The 16,594-nt window shown below is 61.5% G+C and carries 13 protein-coding genes and 1 pseudogene; 3 read left to right on the top strand and 11 right to left on the bottom strand.

Translation table 11 applies throughout. From position 1 onward, the window contains the following. Window positions 1–6: 6 nt before the first annotated feature. The 10 genes and pseudogenes from WAO69_RS05370 to WAO69_RS05325 form a co-directional block, all read right to left on the bottom strand. Window positions 7–948, bottom strand: coding sequence for an ABC transporter permease (locus WAO69_RS05370; protein WP_422177024.1), 942 nt, complete (start codon window positions 946–948; stop codon window positions 7–9). Beyond that, a complete protein-coding gene (locus tag WAO69_RS05365; RefSeq protein ID WP_422177023.1) occupies window positions 945–1,988 on the bottom strand; it encodes an ABC transporter permease in 1,044 nt (347 codons plus the stop codon). The genes WAO69_RS05370 and WAO69_RS05365 overlap by 4 nt, the downstream gene beginning before the upstream one ends. Further along, window positions 1,978–3,498, bottom strand: coding sequence for an ABC transporter ATP-binding protein (locus WAO69_RS05360; RefSeq protein WP_422177022.1), 1,521 nt, complete (start codon window positions 3,496–3,498; stop codon window positions 1,978–1,980). The genes WAO69_RS05365 and WAO69_RS05360 overlap by 11 nt, the downstream gene beginning before the upstream one ends. Next, the gene (locus WAO69_RS05355) at window positions 3,495–4,853 is read right to left on the bottom strand and encodes an amidase (RefSeq protein ID WP_422177021.1); all 1,359 of its coding nucleotides are present in this window, start codon (window positions 4,851–4,853) and stop codon (window positions 3,495–3,497) included. Before WAO69_RS05355 ends, WAO69_RS05360 begins: the two co-directional genes overlap by 4 nt. A gap of 11 nt (window positions 4,854–4,864) precedes the next feature. Next, window positions 4,865–5,848: a BMP family protein gene (locus WAO69_RS05350; RefSeq protein ID WP_422177020.1), complete on the bottom strand. Its 984-nt coding sequence runs from the start codon at window positions 5,846–5,848 to the stop codon at window positions 4,865–4,867. Window positions 5,849–5,885: 37 nt separating this feature from the next. After that, window positions 5,886–7,178, bottom strand: coding sequence for an amidohydrolase family protein (locus WAO69_RS05345; protein ID WP_422177019.1), 1,293 nt, complete (start codon window positions 7,176–7,178; stop codon window positions 5,886–5,888). A gap of 255 nt (window positions 7,179–7,433) precedes the next feature. Further along, complete coding sequence (locus tag WAO69_RS05340; RefSeq protein ID WP_422177018.1) at window positions 7,434–8,579, bottom strand: iron-containing alcohol dehydrogenase; 1,146 nt, start codon at window positions 8,577–8,579, stop codon at window positions 7,434–7,436. A 188-nt stretch (window positions 8,580–8,767) separates the two neighbouring features. Continuing rightward, a complete protein-coding gene (locus tag WAO69_RS05335; protein ID WP_422177017.1) occupies window positions 8,768–10,132 on the bottom strand; it encodes a glutamine synthetase family protein in 1,365 nt (454 codons plus the stop codon). Between the two features lie 240 nt (window positions 10,133–10,372). Further along, a complete protein-coding gene (locus WAO69_RS05330; protein ID WP_422177016.1) occupies window positions 10,373–10,792 on the bottom strand; it encodes a GlcG/HbpS family heme-binding protein in 420 nt (139 codons plus the stop codon). Between the two features lie 51 nt (window positions 10,793–10,843). Continuing rightward, window positions 10,844–12,007, bottom strand: a pseudogene (locus WAO69_RS05325) (TRAP transporter large permease); the annotation flags it as partial. Between WAO69_RS05325 and WAO69_RS05320 the strand changes: the two are divergent. From WAO69_RS05320 to WAO69_RS05310, 3 genes are read left to right on the top strand one after another with little or no spacing between them, the layout of a single operon-like run. Further along, complete coding sequence (locus tag WAO69_RS05320) at window positions 11,894–12,592, top strand: GntR family transcriptional regulator (protein WP_422177082.1); 699 nt, start codon at window positions 11,894–11,896, stop codon at window positions 12,590–12,592. The pseudogene WAO69_RS05325 and the gene WAO69_RS05320 sit on opposite strands and share 114 nt — an antisense overlap. Next, window positions 12,589–13,365, top strand: a complete 777-nt coding sequence (locus WAO69_RS05315) for an enoyl-CoA hydratase/isomerase family protein (RefSeq protein WP_422177015.1) — start codon at window positions 12,589–12,591, stop codon at window positions 13,363–13,365. Before WAO69_RS05320 ends, WAO69_RS05315 begins: the two co-directional genes overlap by 4 nt. Next, window positions 13,362–14,570 (top strand): CaiB/BaiF CoA transferase family protein, encoded by a 1,209-nt coding sequence (locus tag WAO69_RS05310; RefSeq protein WP_422177014.1) that lies wholly within the window; start codon window positions 13,362–13,364, stop codon window positions 14,568–14,570. Before WAO69_RS05315 ends, WAO69_RS05310 begins: the two co-directional genes overlap by 4 nt. A gap of 121 nt (window positions 14,571–14,691) precedes the next feature. On the opposite strand, the gene WAO69_RS05305 is transcribed toward WAO69_RS05310, so the two are convergent. Then, window positions 14,692–16,092, bottom strand: a complete 1,401-nt coding sequence (locus WAO69_RS05305; RefSeq protein WP_422177013.1) for an amidase family protein — start codon at window positions 16,090–16,092, stop codon at window positions 14,692–14,694. Window positions 16,093–16,594: the final 502 nt, after the last annotated feature.

Below are 16,594 nucleotides of genomic sequence, written 5' to 3'. Positions count from 1 at the left end.
TTGCGTTCAGCGTTCGCCGCGGCGGTAGGGTGCCATCAGTGCCTCGGGGACTTCGGCGCGACGCGCCACAAGGATCAACGCTGCAATCGAGAGCACATAGGGTGCCATCAGGAACAGTTGGTAGGGTACACCTTCGATCGAGGTTTGCAGGCGCAACTGGAACGCGTCGAAAAAGGCAAAAAGCAAGGCACCGATCAGGGCTTTTCCGGGGCGCCAGGATGCAAAGACGACCAGCGCAATGCAGATCCAGCCACGCCCCTGGACCATCTCGGGGAAAAAGCTGTTGAAGGCAGCCGTTGTCAGGAATGCGCCGCCGATTGCCATGAGCGCCGATCCCGCCATGACTGCGCCGATGCGAATGCGGATCGGGTTCAAACCCTGAGCCTCGACGGCATGCGGGTTCTCACCGGTCATGCGAATGGCCAGACCCAGCGGCGTGCGCGCCAGCACATAGGCCATCACCGCAACGGACAGCAGCGCAAGATAGGTGGGCATTGTCTGGGAAAACAGGATCGGCCCCAGAACGGGGATATCCGTCAGAATGGGGATATCGAGAGGGCGGAACGGTTCGATCGTCGGCGGCAGGCTGCCAACCTCGACGATCAGGCGATAGAGATAATAGGACAGGGACGCGGCAAACAGCGTGATGCCCAACCCCGAGACATGCTGCGACAGGCCCAAAGGTACGGTCAGGATGGCATGCAACAGCCCCATCAGCGCTCCGGATATGGCCGCGACCATCAACCCGGTCCACAGGTCACCTCCGAGGTAGACGGTCAGCCAGCCGGTCATGGCACCCATGGTCATGATCCCCTCGATCCCGAGGTTCAGAACACCGGCGCGTTCGCACAGCAACGCACCCAGAACACCGAAGATAAGCGGCGTGGCGATGCGTAGCACGGCTGCCCAAAGACTTGTATTCAGCAAAAGGTCCAGAACGTCGGTCATCTGCGCACCCGGTAAGTTGTGAACAAGAGCGCCACGAGCATCGTCAAGAGGCACAGGGCCACGATCACGTCCGCGATGAAGCTGGGCACACCCGTGGCGCGGCTCATGGCGTCCGCGCCGACAAAGACGGTGGCCACGAACACGGCCGCTGCGATCACGCCGGCGGGATGCAGTGCGGCCAGCATCGCAACAACGATCCCTGCATAGCCAAAGCCCGGAGACATGGTGGTGGTCACACCGGCCGTGACACCCAGAACCTCGACCGATCCTGCCAGCCCGGCGAGCGCGCCCGAAAGCAGCGCCACGCCCATCAGGGTTCTGGGCAGCGAGACGCCGGCAAAAGCCGCCGCCGTTGCATTCAGGCCAGCGGCTCGGGTTTCCGCACCGAATACCGTGCGCGCAAGGATCAGCCAGACAATCCCGGCCGCAGCAATCGCAAGAAGCAAGCCCACATGCAGCCGCGTGCCCCTGATCAGGTCGGGCAGCCTGAAATCACTGTCCACGGGAACCGAAGAGGGCCAGCCAAAGGCCAGCGGATCGCGCAGGGGGCCCTCGATCATCAGGCCGACGAACAGAATGACGATGAAGTTCAGCAAAAGCGTGGTCACAACCTCGTCCACGCCAAAGCGCAGCCGCAGATAGGCCGGACCTACAAGCAGCGCGGCTCCAGCCAGCATGCCAACCACCAGCAGGACCGGGATACCCAACAGCCCCGGCAGGCCAAGCGAATGCCCGATCCATGCTGTGACAAGGGCACCGATAAAGAACTGACCCTCGCCGCCGATGTTCCAGAGGCGGGCGCGAAAGGCGACAGCGGCGGCCAGACCAGTCAGGATCAGCGGTGTGGCGCGGGTCAGCATCTCGGTGATCGACAGGCGCGATCCCAGCGCACCACGCAGCATTTCAACATAGGCGGTCAGCGGGTTGACCCCGGCCGCTGCGATCAGCCCTCCGGCAAGGATCAGAGCCACCGCCACCGCTGCAAGTGGGGCGGCTATGGCAAGATGCACCGGCACATTGGGACGACGTTCAAGCCGCATGGATATCATCCTTCCAAACACCGGCCATCATCAGGCCAAGGCTCTGGGCATCGGCGTCTTCGGCGCGCACGGGGCGCGACAGCTGGCCCTTGACGATGGCCTGAATGCGATCCGAGAGCGCCACGGCTTCTTCGAGTTCTTCGGAAATCAGCAGGATCGCGGCCCCTTGAGAGCGCGCGGCCAGCAGTTCGGAATGCACCGCAGCGATGGCACCTTCATCCAGACCGCGTGTCGGCTGGTTGGCCAGTACAAAGCGCGGCCCGATCGACAGGGAGCGACCGAGGATCAGCTTTTGCATGTTGCCGCCGGACAAAAGCCGGGTACGCGTGTCGGGGGTCGCTCCGCGGATGTCAAAGCGTTTGATGAGACCGGCGGCGAAGGCCTTGCAGGCCCCTTGTCGGACGAAACCGCGCCGGGAAAACTCAGGGCTGCGCAGCCGCTCCAGCACCGCGTTTTCCCAGACCGCAAGCTCGCCCACCGCGCCTTCGGCATGGCGATCCTCCGGTATCCGCCCCGCACCGGCCCGGATCATGCCGCGCGGTCCCAGTGCTCCCACATCCTCGCCCGCCAGCGTAAGGGTACCGGAGACCGGGTGCGTCAGCCCGGATAAAAGCGCGCCAAGGGCTGCCTGTCCATTACCCGAGACACCGACGATGCCCAATATCTCGCCTTCATGGATGCTGAAGGACACATCGTTCAGCTGCGTTTCCCCGTCCGTTTCGACCCGCACCCTGTCGGCAATCAGGACCGGCGCACCAATCTTGTGGTCCTGACGCACCGGGCGTTCGACCTTGCGACCGACCATCAGTTCGGCAAGTTCCTCGGGGCTGGTCTCATGCGTTTTGCGCTCGGCCACCATCTGGCCCCCCCTGAGAACCGCGACCCGGTCTGACGCACCCATGACCTCATGTAGTTTGTGGCTGATGAAAATCAGCGACAGCCCTTCTTTCGTCATCTCGCGCAGCGTTTCAAACAGGCGCTGTGCTTCTGGCCGGGCCAGCACCGCTGTGGGCTCGTCCAGGATCAGCACGCGGGCGTCGCGATAGAGTGCCTTGAGAATCTCGACCCGCTGGCGTTCACCGACAGACAGGCGGCTGACTTTCTCATCCGGTTTGACGGGCAGGCCGAAACGTTCGGATATCTCCATGAGCTTTTTGCGTGCCCCAGAGCGTGCCGATCTTGCCCGCAACAGGGATTCCGAGCCAAGCATGACATTGTCCAGCACCGTCAGATTGCCCGCCAAGGTGAAATGCTGATGCACCATGCCGACACCGGCCTCGATGGCGGCGCGGGGTTTGCCCGATGGCAGTTCCTGTCCGAATACCCGCACGGAGCCTTCATCCGCCGCATAATGTCCAAAGAGGATGTTCATCAATGTTGTCTTGCCCGCACCATTCTCGCCCAGCAGCGCCAGAACCTCGCCCTGACCCAAAGAGAGGGTCACATTGTCATTGGCGATCAGCGATCCAAAACGCTTGGTGATGCCGTCAAGCTCCAGAACCGGGGTCATATGGGCATACCTGCGATCGGATTGGGATAGGTCAGGGCGGGCGCGCGGGATTCGATCGCGCCGGCGAGGTGGCATAGGGCAAGATCGGATCCGGGCGGGCCGAGCAGTTGCACACCCAGCGGCAGGCCGTTTGCCATGCCGAAGGGCAGGGCCAGGGCCGGCAGGCCGGCGATATTGGCAAGGGCCGCATTCGGCGCAAAGGCCTCCATTTGAGCGAAATGGGCATCCACATCGGTTCGGCCTAGATCAAAGGCCCCGATGGGCGGCGGGGAGGATGCGAGAACCGGGCTGAGTATCGCATCTGCCCCTTCAAACAGCGCGCGGGCCTCGTCTGACAGGCGCGCCAGACGGCGGGTCGCGGCGAAGAGATCGGTGGCGGGTAGAGCGCGCCCCTCAGCGGCAAGTGCTGCGGCAAGGGGGGGCACTTCATGGTCCGCGATATCGAGGGCGTCCAGCCATTCGGCCAGAGACACCGACAGGATCAAGCGGGCCAGTGCATGGGCCTCGCCCCCCAATCGGTCGGGAGCGGCGATCTCCTGAACGAGGAAGCCCGCATCCGTCAGAGCCCTCGCGGCAGCTTGCGCAGCCCCGGTCTGGTCGGCGTCACAGCGCTCGGGCAGGGCCAGCGCAATGCGGGTGCTGTCAGTCCGGGAACCGGGGGCTGTTTGCAGGTGTAGAGCCTTGAAGACCGCCTGCACATCCCGGACCGAACGCGCCAAAACCAGTTCGGATGCAATCCCCATCAGGTGATTTGCAAAGGTCGGACCACCGGGAACCGCGCCGCGTGAGGGCTTGAGCCCAACCAGCCCGCAACAGGCGGCGGGCACTCGGATCGATCCCGCAGCATCGGTGGCATGGGCAATTGCGACGATACCTGCGGCAACCGCCGCCGCAGCACCGCCGGAGGAGCCGCCGGGCGTAAGTGCGGCGTTCCAGGGGTTGCGGGCAGGTGGCAGGGCTTCGGGTTCGCTGCTGAGCGCAAGGCCGAAGGGGGGCGTTGCGCTCAGGCCAAACGGGATGAGACCGGCTCTGCGGAAGGCCCGGAACAGATCCTCATCCGCGTCTTGCGATGCAGCGATGTTGCGAAACGCGGCGGCACCGGCGCTGGCGGCCAGCCCCCGGGCCCTGGAGCCCAGATCTTTTGCCAGAAACGGAACGCCGTGGAATGGTCCGCGCCCCTCGCCGGGCCGCTTGTCAGCGGCGTCGGCATCGGCGCGGGCCATCAAGTCATTGCGATACACCACGGCCCCCAGCGCCGCCTGCGAGTCACAGGCGGCAAGACTTGCCTCCATCACCGCACGGGCGGATGTACGCCCCTCGGCAATGGCGGCTGCAAGGGCCGTGGCGTCACTCACAGTCTGCGCGTTCAGGCAGGTTCATTGTTGTCGATGGGAACGTTCCATGTGCCGGACTGAATTGCCGCCTGCTTGGCTTCCATTGCCGGGATCGCGTCTGCAGGGACTTCGTCAGCCACATAGATCAGCTCGTTGCCGCCGTAGGACATGAACGAATATTCGGTATAGTCGCGTCCGACCGGGTTGCCCGCCTGCACATCGGCTACGATCGCTTCGATGGTCGGGCCATAGTTCCAGATCGCATTGGCAAATACGGTTCCGGGATAGCGCGGCGTGTAATCGATCAGCGAGCCGATGGCCTTGACGCCGCGTTCCTGAGCAGCATCCGCCGTGCCGATCCGTTCGCCGAAAAGGATATCCGCCCCGGCATCGATTTGCGCCATTGCGGCCTCTTTCGCGCGCGCGGGGTCAAACCATGCGCCGATGAAACCGTTGACGAAGGTGGCATCGGGGTTCACTTCGCTTACACCCATGCGGAAGGCATTGATCAGCAGGTTCACTTCGGGGATCGGATATCCGCCGACCGAGCCAAAGACGTTGGTTTGGGACATCCGGCCAGCAAGCATGCCGGCAAGATAGGCTGCTTCGTGGTTGCGGGTTCCGAAGACACCGAAGTTTGCACCTTCCGGTCCACCGGAAGATCCCATCAGGAAGGCCGTGTTGGGGTAATCGCCCGCCACTTCGCGTGCTTCGCGCTCGACGGCATAGGATTCACCCCAAACCAGCTGCGCACCGCCTTCGGCATATTCGCGCATCGCGCGGGGGTAATCGGTTGGTGCGACGCCTTCTGAGAAATCATATTCGATCAGGCCTGAAGCGGCAGCCTGTTGAAACGCCAGGTGAATGCGGCTGTTCCAGGCGTTTTCGACGGGCGACATGTGAACGCCTGCAACGCGCACAACGCTCTGGGCATTGGCGCGGCGAATATAGGCGGGCAGGGCCAGTGTGGCGGCAGCGCCGATCATCAGCTGGCGGCGGGTAGTGGTCAGTTTCATGAGGTTTTCCTTTTTGGTGGCAGTCATGTCAGGCGGGTTAGTCCTCGGCCACGGGGGCATAATCGGCCGGGTCGAGGGTTTCGGGACGGCCGGGCAGGGCCAGCGCGGCAAGGCGCGGGCTTGTCCGGGCAAGAACCTTGCCGTGTTTGATCACGGCCAGACGGGTGGCTTTCATGCGTACAGCCTCGATCGGGTCGCGGGCCTGCAGCACAACCATGCTGGCGGGTCCGCCTTCGCGGATCGTCGGATCGGGCAGGCCCATGGCCATGGCTCCGTTCTGGGTGACCGACTGGAAAGCCCAGCTCATGGCCTCGCGCGATGTCATCGGAACGGCGTGCACGCCCATATGGGCGACCTCAAGCATGTCAGCCGAGCCCAGCGAATACCACGGGTCCATCGTACAATCCTGACCGAAGGCCACGTTGACGCCAGCCGCGCGCAGTTCGGGCACCCGGGTCAGCCCGCGCCGGCGCGGGTAGGTGTCAGAGCGGCCTTGCAGGGTGATGTTGATCAGCGGGTTGGGCACCACGTGCATTCCGCTTTCGGCGATCAACGGGATCAGCTTGGTGGCATAGTAGTTGTCATAGGAATGCATCGCGGTGACATGGCTGGCCACTACACGATTGCCCAGACCCAGCCGGGTGGCCTCATAGGCCAGGGTTTCAACATGGCGAGACATCGGATCATCGCTTTCGTCACAATGCAGGTCCAGCATCAAGCCACGTTCGGCGGCGATCTCGCACAGCCGCGTCACCGAGCGGGCACCATCGGCCATTGTGCGTTCGAAATGAGGGATGCCGCCAACCACGTCGACCCCCATATCAAGTGCGCGCAACAGGTTGGCTTCTGCTGTGGCCGAACGGTAAAGCCCGTCCTGCGGGAAGGCCACAAGCTGCAGATCGATATAGGGTGCCACCTGTTTGCGCACCTCGATCAGGGCTTCGACAGCAGTCAGGCTGTCATCGCAAACATCGACATGGCTCCGGATTGATAAGAGCCCTTGCGAGACTGCAAGATCGCAATATCGCAGCGCGCGTTCCATGACGGCTTCGGGCGTCAGCAGGGGCTTGAGTTCGCCCCAGAGCGCGATACCCTCCAGAAGTGTGCCCGAGACATTGAGCCGTGGAAGCCCAAGGCTCAGGGTTGCATCCATGTGGAAATGCGGATCCGTGAACGGGGGCGAGACCAGCCGGCCAGCGGCGTCGATTTCCTCTTGGGCCTGAGTGTCGATATGGGGCGCGATGACGACGATCTTGTCCCCCGACACGCCGATATCTACAGGACCGCGCCCATCGGGCAGGCGCGCTTGCCTGACAAGTAGATCCAGCATTCCCCGACTCCTCGATATTTGACTGTACGGTAAATTTTACTTGGGCAATTTCCACTCTTTACGCAAAGAATGCACGAGGATTCAGCGACTGTCTCTTTTTTCAGCATAACTTTCGATGTTTGCCCTTTGCGAAGGCGCGACGACAAGAGGCAACCCCGGACATGTCGCAGGCAAAGCCCCCTTGTGACTGCGCACCTGGCTTGGCGTCAGTCATGTCCGGGTGGGGCGGGGGGATTCGCCCCTTTCCCATGGAGTCTAAAAACAGCCCTCGAGCAGCGCGCGTGTGTTCTGCGCTGTCATTTCGACCGGGTTGCCGCCGGTGCTGGGGTCTTTCAAGGCGGAGGCGGTCAGAGCGTCCAGATCCGGGTTCAAGACCCCCAGGGCAGTCAGATTGGCAGGGATGCCAAGCTCGGAATTCAGAGCACCCACGACGTTGTAAAAACCGTCGAATCCGCCCGAAATCCCCAGATATGCAGCGGCCTGATCGATCCGCGCTTCGATGGCCGGGCGGTTGAAGCGCAGCACGGGCTGCATGACCACCGCATTTGTCGTGCCGTGGTGTGTGTTGTGCACGGCTCCGATCGGATGGCTGAGCGCATGGATCGCACCCAGACCCTTCTGGAAGGCGACAGCCCCCATCGCCGCAGCCGCCATCATCTGACCGCGCGCTTGGATATCGCTGCCATCTGCATAGGCGCGGGGCAGATATTCCTTGACCAACCGCATCCCTTCGAGCGCGATGCCATGGCTCATCGGGTGGAAATGCGGTGAGCAATAGGCTTCAAGGCAATGGGCAAACGCATCCATCCCGGTTCCTGCGGTGATCGCCTTGGGCATGCCGACGGTCAGTTCGGGATCGCAGATCACGACCGAGGGCAGGATTTTCGGATGGAAGATGATTTTCTTCTCATGCGTCACTGAATTGGTCAGCACCGAGGCACGGCCTACCTCGGATCCGGTTCCCGCTGTCGTGGGCACGGCCACGATGGGCGCAATGGCCGAAGCGTCAGCGCGGGTCCACCAGTCGCCAATATCCTCATAGTCCCAAACGGGCCGAGTCTGTCCCGCCATGAAGGCCACGGCTTTGCCAAGATCAAGGCCCGAGCCGCCACCAAAGGCCACCACGCCGTCATGGCCGCCCGCATGATAGGCCGCGAGCCCTGCCGCCAGGTTGATCTCCGTAGGGTTGGGGTCAACCTCGGCTAAGATGGCACGGCCCAGGCCTTCGGCCGCCATCAGATCCAGCGTGGCGGAGGTGATCGGCAGGTTGGCCAGCCCTTTGTCGGTCACAAGCAGGGGTTTGCGAATGCTCGCTGCCGCGCAGGCTTCTGCCAGTTCGGAAATTCTGCCCGCCCCAAAGCGGATGGCGGTGGGATAGGACCAATTGGCGCGCAATGTCATTGCTGTTTCCTCGGATGGTAAGGTTTTGGTCGGGTCAGACCGTGTCGGACGAGGACCGAGAGACCTTTGGCTTGCTCGATCCAGTGCAGACCGGAAAAGGCGATGGCCGACGCCTGAACCGTCGCCTGTCCAGCTGCCAGCGATACGTATACAGGCACGATGCACGTGATGGTCCCGGGCATTCTCGGTCAGGCTCGCTCAAAGCCACGGGCAATTTCATAGTCGGTGACCACGCGGTCGAATTCCTCGATCTCCCATAAGGCCGCGCGGGTGTAGTGGTCGATCACATCGTCGCCCATGGCTTTTCGCAGCATCCGGGAGTGGCGCAGCGTGTCTACGGCATCGCGCAGGGTCTTGGGGATCTCACCGCCTTGCGCCGCCTCATAAATGTCTCCCGTGGTGGGGCGCTGTAGCTCGAGCCCTTCCTCGATGCCGGCCAGACCTGCCGCCAGCATCGCCGCCATCGCCACATAGGGGTTCATGTCCGCGCCCGGTATCCGGCATTCGACGCGTATCGCCTTGCTGCCTTCTCCGCAGAGGCGGAAACCGGCGGTGCGGTTGTCGACGGACCAGACTGTCTTGGTTGGCGCGAAGGTCGCCTTGGCGAAGCGTTTGTAGCTGTTGATATAGGGGGCCATGAACACGGTCATGTCCGGGGCGTAATGGATCAACCCGGCCATGTAACTGCGCATCAGTTCGGACATGCCGAATTCTGCATCAGGGTCGAAAAAGGCGTTTTCCCCGCCCTTCCACAGCGATTGGTGCACATGGGATGAGCTGCCGACGCGGTCGTGATGCCATTTGGGCAGGAAGCTTGCGGCATGGCCCTGCTGATTGGCGATTTCCTTGGTGGCATGTTTGGCAATGGTGTGATGGTCGGCGGTGTCCAGCGCTGGCGCGTAGCGGATGTTGAGCTCCTCCTGACCCGCTTCGGCCTCGCCTTTGGAGTTTTCGACCGGGATACCTGCGGCGTAAAGGTGATTGCGCAGCGGGCGCATCACATGTTCTTCGCGGGTGGTCTGCAGGATGCTGTAATCCTCGTTGTAGTCGCTGATTGGCTGCAGATCGCGGAAGCCCGAGGCGAAAATCTCGCTGAAAGAGCGCGCGAACAGGAAAAACTCCAATTCAGTCGCCATGATCGGCGTCATGCCAAGGGCCTCGATCCGGCGGATTTGTTTCTTCAACATCGCCCGGGGTGAATGGGCAATCTCATGGTGGCCGTGATGATCCATCACGTCGCACATCACCATGACCGTCCCTTCCAGCCAGGGCATCGGGCGGATCGTCCCGAGATCCGGTTTCATCATGTAATCGCCATAGCCGGCCTGCCAGCTTGTGGCGGCATAGCCATCAGGTGTGGCCATCGCGATATCCGTCGCCAACAGGTAATTGCAGCAATGGGTTTCTTCCCATGCGCTGTCCACGAAATGCTGTGCCACGAAACGCTTGCCCTGCAAACGACCTTGCATATCCACGATGCAGACCAGAACCGTATCTATGTCACCCACCGTCACCGCTGATTTCAGCGCTTCGAATGTCATCAGACCTGCCATCTGACGGTCTCCTTCACCTGTCTGCCTGTCCCAAAAATGGCCCCGCGCAGCTATCGGGGCCACCTGCCACCTTCGAATAGCGCGCGGCGGCCCGCAAGGGCAATCGCGTCCGGCCACCAGGCCACCGCGACTTTTGCATGTCGGAGTTGGACTTACTGAAGATCTGAACAGGTTGGACCTTGGTTCCGGAGACACCCGCGATCCGGATTGAAGGTGCCGCGATCTCAGAAACTTTTCGGCTTATCCTGCTTCTGCGCTCAGGCCCGCGTTCTCGATGGCGGCCAGGGCGCAGGCTTCGTCATTGTCCGAACTGTCGCCGGTTATACCGATCGCGCCGATCAATACGCCATCGCGCTTGATCAGAACGCCGCCGGGTACGGGCACGAGACTACCCCCATTCAGCGCGTTCATCGCGCTTATGAAATAGGGTTGTTCCTGTGCCCGGTTGAAAAGCGCGCGCGATCCCAGTCCCATCGCCACAGCGCCTTTGGCTTTGCCCTGCGCGATCTCGGCCCTGAGATTGCTGGTCCCGTCTTCACGCTGCAAGGCAACGAGATGTCCGCCTGCATCAATAACCGCGATTGTCAGCGGCTTGAGGTTGTTTCGACGACGATACTCGAGCGCGTTCGCAATCAGAAAATTGGCCAGTTCGAGGTCCATCTTCGATCTTTCAGTGTCGAGGCCTGGCCACACAGCTGTGTGGCCAGATCATCAGTTATAGAAGTAATCCACCAGGAACATGGGGATCGCCGGGATGTAGGTGCACATCAAGAGCACGGTCAGAAGGACTGCGATGAAGTAGATATTCACCTTGGTCACATCCCAGATATTCGCGCGTGCCACCGCACAGGCGGTGATCAGCACACTGGCGACTGGCGGTGTCTGCTGACCAATCGCCAGGTTCAGAGTGACCACGAGGCCAAAGTGGATCGGGTTGATGTCGACTGCCTCGATCAGCGGGATGACAATGGGGACCACAAGGATGATTGCGGCCGCAGAGTGCAGGAAGAAGCCGATGATCAGGAAGAAGAAGTTCAGGATCAACAGCACAAGCCATTTGTTATCCGTGAGGCTGAGAATGGCCGAGGCCAATTCCTGGGGGTATTGCGCGCGTGTCAGAAACCCGCCCATGACCACCGAGGCCGCAACCAGCAGCATCACAACCGCTGTCTGCATGCCACCATCCAGCATCGAACGCTGAAGGTGCTTGAGATCGACTTGACGGTACCACAGGCTGATCAAGATCGCGGCCAGCACGGCAAGCCCAGCAGCTTCGGTTGCGGTGACATAGCCGCCGAAGATGCCGCCAAGAATGATGACCGGCAGGGCAAAAGTGGGCAGCGCATCAATGAATGCTTCCCACAGGCGGCGACCCGAGAAACGCTCTTCGCGGGGCAGGTCATAGCGCACGGCAAAGTAATAGGCCACGCCCATCAGGCCAGCCGCCCCCATGAGGCCTGGGATCACACCGGCGACAAACAGCTGCTCGACCGAGACATTCGCCGAAGTTGCATAGAGGATCATGGGGATAGAGGGTGGGATGATGATCGCCAGCGAAGCCGAAGACGATGTGACCGCCGCGGCAAAGGCACCGGAATAGCCGCGCTTTTTCATTTGCGGGATCATGACGGATCCCATGGCGGCAACGTCGGCAACTGCAGACCCGGAGATTTCGGCAAAGAACAGCGACACACCGATATTCACATGTGCCAATCCGCCCCGAACGAAACCAATCAATGCGGTGACGAAGTTGATCAGACGATCCGTGATCCCTCCGGCGTTCATGATCGCACCGGCAAGCACGAACATCGGGATCGCGATCAGCGAAAACTTGGTTGCGCCGCCGTACATGTCCAGCGCCACGTTCACGAGGGAAAAGAGCTTTGCGAAAGCTTCGGTGTCTCACGCACGCCATTGCGCGAAGCGCTCAAGGTGCTGGCCTCTGAAGGGTTCGTCGTACTGCAGGCCAATCGCGGCGCACGGGTTGCACAAGTCACGCGCGAAGAGCTGGAAAACACATTCCCCGTGATTGCGGTGCTTGAACAATTGGCCGGAGAACTGGCATGTCAGCATCTGGGCGCAAAGGAACTCGCGTGGATCGAGAAACGCCATGAGGCAATGCTCAAGGCCTATGCGTCGCGGGATCGAAAATCGTATTTTCAGGCCAATCAGGACATTCACGAGGCCCTGATACGCGGCGCGGGCAATGAGATCCTCGAAGGTCACCACAAGCTTCTGGCCGCACGCGTCCGACGGGCTCGTTACATGGCCAATCTGTCTGACGAGCGCTGGGCGCAGGCGATCGATGAGCATGAGATCATCATGAAACACCTGCGCGCGCGCGATGCCGAAGGGCTGGGCCGGATCATGAAACTGCACATGATGAACAAGCATTTGGCCCATATCAAAGCCCTTGAGGACGAGAACGGCCCCGCGTCTGAGGGAGGACATCAGGCATGACCAGTGAAATCACCACGCTGAAGAAAGGGACGACTCTCTGGGTCACGTTCAATCGGCCCGAGGCCCGCAACGCGCTGACCTTCGCAATGTATGAGGAACTGGCCCGTCTGTGCGCGGACATGCCGACGGATGGATCCATCCGTGCCATGGTCATATGCGGTGCGGGTGGAAAGGCTTTTGCAGCCGGGACCGACATGACGCAGTTCCGCGCCTTTGAAACCGCGCAGGATGCCCTTGACTATGAAGATGAGATCACACGGGTACTTTCGGCGGTTGATCAATGCCCGGTGCCGACAGTGGCTGCGGTGCATGGTGCCTGCACGGGCGGTGGTGCGTCGATCGCGGCGGCGTGCGATATCCGGATCACCAGCGCGCAGTTGAAGTTCGGCTTTCCCATTGCGCGCACGCTGGGCAACTGCCTGAATGCGGGCAACCTGGCTCGTCTGAGTGAACTGCTTGGGGCGGGCCGCGTACGCGAGATGATCTTCACCGCGCGTTTGATGGGCGCAGAAGAGGCGCTGGCCTCAGGCCTTGTCTCCGAAGTGCTGCCGGATGAAGCCACCTTGATGGCACGGGCCGAGGAGCTTGCTCAGCATCTAGCGGGGATGGCACCTCTGACATTGCGCGCCACCAAGGAAGCGATGCGCCGCAATCGCGCGGCGCTTGCGGTCGAGGACAGCGACCTGATCACGCTGTGCTATATGAGCAATGATTTCAAACATGGGCTGGAGGCATTCCTCGCCAAGACCAAACCGGAATGGAGCGGCTCATGAGCTCCGTGGGCCCCCTTGCGGGCATGAAGGTGATTGAACTGGCGCATATCATGGCCGGTCCCGTCTGCGGGATGATGCTGGCCGATATGGGGGCCGATGTGATCAAGGTGGAAAAGCCCGATGGCGACGACACGCGAAGGTTCTTGCCGCCCGATATCAAGGGCGAAAGCGCGGCCTATTTGATGATGAACCGGAACAAGCGGGGCATCGCGCTGAACCTCAAGGACCCGGATGCCATTGCGGTGCTGCGCAAAATGCTCGACAGCGCGGATGTCGTGATCGAGAACTATCGCCACGACACGATGGAGAAACTCGGTCTTGGCTATGAAAGCCTGCGTCAGAGCAATCCCAAGCTGGTCTACTGTGCGATTTCCGGATTTGGCCGCACCGGCCCCTATGCAGAACGCGGCGGTTTTGACCTGATTGCTCAGGGCATGTCCGGCCTGATGTCGATTACCGGCGAAGGGCCGGGCCGCCCGCCCGTCAAGCCCGGCGCGCCGATTGCCGATATCACCGCCGGATTTCTGGCGACGATGGGCTGTGTCGCGGCCTATTCCCGTGCGCAGGCCACCGGAGAGGGCCAGATGGTGGACACCTCACTGTTCGAGGCAGGGATTTCTCTGACGTATTGGCAATCAGCCATCGCCTTTGCCACGGGTCAGGCTCCGGGGGCACTGGGCTCTGCCCACCCGCTGAATGCGCCTTATCAATCCTTCCGCACCAGCGACGGCTGGATCAATATAGGTGCCGCCAACCAGCGAAACTGGCTGCGTTTGCTTGAGGTGATCGATGCGCCGGAACTTGGCGAAGACCCGCGCTTTGCAACCAATCTGGAGCGGATAACCAATCTGTCTGATCTGGTGCCGCTTCTGGAAACCCATCTGCAAACCCGCGACACGGACGACTGGCTTGCCCGCATGGAGGCCGCAGGTCTGCCCGCCGGGCCGGTGATGAACATCTGCGAGATGCATCGCGACCCACAAGCGGTTGCACGCGACATGATCGTCGAAACGGATCACCCGGTGGCGGGCCCGGTCAAGGCCATCGGCCTGCCGGTCAAGTTCAGCGAGACCCCGGGTGGTGTTGCCCGCCCGGCCCCGACATTGGGTCAGCATGGGGCCGAGGTGCTGGCCGAGAACGGGTATTGTGCCGATGAGATCGAGCGTTTGATCAGTCAGGGCGCGCTTCTCATCTCCGGCCGCTGAGAAAGTGGCGGTCCGGTCCGTGCCTGCGCAGTCGCTCGGATAGATGCTCGGGCCGTTTCACAGATGACCGCGGTTCCGGGGCAGGTATCTCTGACACCGGTGGTGAAGCCAACATTCCGATCTAATCCCAATTCGGTTCGGCAACTTGGATCGGCTCTCCCGCCGCTTCAAGATCGAAGCCCGCGGCCAGAAGAATGTCTTCTCGGTAGCTTGGCGCAATCAGTTGCACACCGACCGGCCTGCCCCGGCTTTGACCCGTCGCAACCGAGAGGGACGGGACACCGATCACCGGCAGCGCCCTTTGTGTGAGTTGTGCTTCGAACACCTTTGCGAAAGCATCCTCTGACTGCACATCCAACTGTTGATCGAAGGGTAGTTCTCCGGACACCGGGCAGATGACAAGCGGGCAGTCCTTCAAGAACACTGCCCATTCCCTGACCAGTCCGGCGCGCGCTTGCAGAGCTGTCATCACGTCAACCAGTCCGATGTCGCCGACAGTTTTCATCATTTGCTCAAACACAAACACTGCGTCCGGATCGGCCTCTTGCCGGATGAGATCTTTTGCGCCGAACTGTGTTTCCGCCATCCAGAGACATGCATTGATGTCTGCGGCGGGCCGCATGGGCGGACAGTCAATCTCGTCGACGCTCCAACCCGCTGCTCTGAGTTTGTCCGCAGCATCGGCCAGGGCCGCGCGAACGTCATCTGCCACGGGCATGCCATCCGGTGCCACCACCAATGCTGCCCGTTTGGGGAACTCCTGCTGTGAAAGGGGCGCTGGCATGTACCATGGGTCGCGCGGATCAGGTGCCGCCATGGCCGTCAGCGAAATGGCGATGTCCGAGATGCTGCGCGTAATCGGCCCGGATGTCGCCATAAGCTGCGCGCCGATATATCGCTCTGCAGCGCTTGCATTATAGGCAGGAACCCGACCAAGAGACGGCCGCAACCCATGCAATCCACAGGCATATGCAGGAAAGCGGATAGAGCCCGCGATATCCGTGCCATGGGCCACGGCGCAGATGCCTGAAGCGACTGCTGCGGCCGCGCCACCGGAAGAGCCTCCGGGCGTTATGCCCTTGTTGCGTGGATTGAGCGTTTGCCCGTGCAGGCTGTTCTTGGTGAACCATCGCAGGGAGAATGCCGGAGTATTCGTACGCCCGACAATCACGCCGCCTGCCTTGCGAATGTTCGACACAACCGGGCTGTCATGTTGCGCCACCTGATTTTCAAGGAGGCGCAGGCCGTTCGTGGTCGCATATCCTTCCTGATCGACATTGACCTTGATCGTGACCGGGACACCGCACAAAGCGCCCGGATCTTCGCCGCGGGCAACCGTTTCATCTACCTGTCGGGCGGCCTGCAGGGCGTCTTGGCGGCAGTCCTGCACGACTGCGTTGATTTTCGGGTTTACTGCGTCGAGGCGTTCGAAATGCGCAGTGGTGACTTCGGTTGCGGACAGCTTTTTCAGACGCACCGCCGAAGCGATTTCGCTCGCTGTCATTTGCCAGATCTGACTCATTCCACCTCTCCTTGCCGTTCAGTGCACGAACGTGAGTTCATGCTCGCACCACCTTCGCCGAAAGTCGACGGGGATTGGGCCTTGGCCGCGCAACATCTTCAGCATTTGGTTGTGGATCGCCCTGTCGATGTCAGAAAACATGCCAGCAAGTATCTGTATTTGTGGGGAAATAAGGCATGACTACGTGTTCATCCGGTGTCTGCTCTGGGTCCGGGCTGCTGTTGAGGCTGCGGCCCGTCCAACAGGGTTCTGAAGCCGTCGGCGGGTGGCGAGGTGACAGACCGCTGGCATGGTGTTGGGCAAGGCAGACATGCCGCTATGGGAGCCACACCGCGAAACAGATCGGGGATGTCGAGGCGCAAGCAACATCACCCGGAGGTCAAGGCGCAGGTCGCATCAGAGGCGCAGTATGGCGAGGATCCGGATATCGCGTTTCCCATCACATAGCGGGAAATTGAGCGTTTTGTACCTGTTTTGACAGGGGCAATGGACGTTTTGTACC

Origin of the sequence: Aestuariivita sp., from assembly GCF_049276915.1 — a bacterium.
GTDB lineage: Bacteria > Pseudomonadota > Alphaproteobacteria > Rhodobacterales > Rhodobacteraceae > Aestuariivita.
This window is presented reverse-complemented; position numbering and strand designations above follow the sequence as displayed.

Bases quoted from the DNA above. Each gene is read 5' to 3' on its own strand.
- WAO69_RS05330 (WP_422177016.1), bottom strand. From the start codon at position 10,792: ATGGACCTCGAACTGGCCAATTTTCTGATTGCGAACGCGCTCGAGTAT.
- WAO69_RS05305 (WP_422177013.1), bottom strand. From the start codon at position 16,092: ATGAGTCAGATCTGGCAAATGACAGCGAGCGAAATCGCTTCGGCGGTG.
- WAO69_RS05345 (WP_422177019.1), bottom strand. From the start codon at position 7,178: ATGCTGGATCTACTTGTCAGGCAAGCGCGCCTGCCCGATGGGCGCGGT.
- WAO69_RS05340 (WP_422177018.1), bottom strand. From the start codon at position 8,579: ATGACATTGCGCGCCAATTGGTCCTATCCCACCGCCATCCGCTTTGGG.
- WAO69_RS05350 (WP_422177020.1), bottom strand. From the start codon at position 5,848: ATGAAACTGACCACTACCCGCCGCCAGCTGATGATCGGCGCTGCCGCC.
- WAO69_RS05370 (WP_422177024.1), bottom strand. From the start codon at position 948: ATGACCGACGTTCTGGACCTTTTGCTGAATACAAGTCTTTGGGCAGCC.
- WAO69_RS05315 (WP_422177015.1), top strand. From the start codon at position 12,589: ATGACCAGTGAAATCACCACGCTGAAGAAAGGGACGACTCTCTGGGTC.
- WAO69_RS05335 (WP_422177017.1), bottom strand. From the start codon at position 10,132: ATGGCAGGTCTGATGACATTCGAAGCGCTGAAATCAGCGGTGACGGTG.
- WAO69_RS05360 (WP_422177022.1), bottom strand. From the start codon at position 3,498: ATGACCCCGGTTCTGGAGCTTGACGGCATCACCAAGCGTTTTGGATCG.
- WAO69_RS05365 (WP_422177023.1), bottom strand. From the start codon at position 1,988: ATGCGGCTTGAACGTCGTCCCAATGTGCCGGTGCATCTTGCCATAGCC.
- WAO69_RS05310 (WP_422177014.1), top strand. From the start codon at position 13,362: ATGAGCTCCGTGGGCCCCCTTGCGGGCATGAAGGTGATTGAACTGGCG.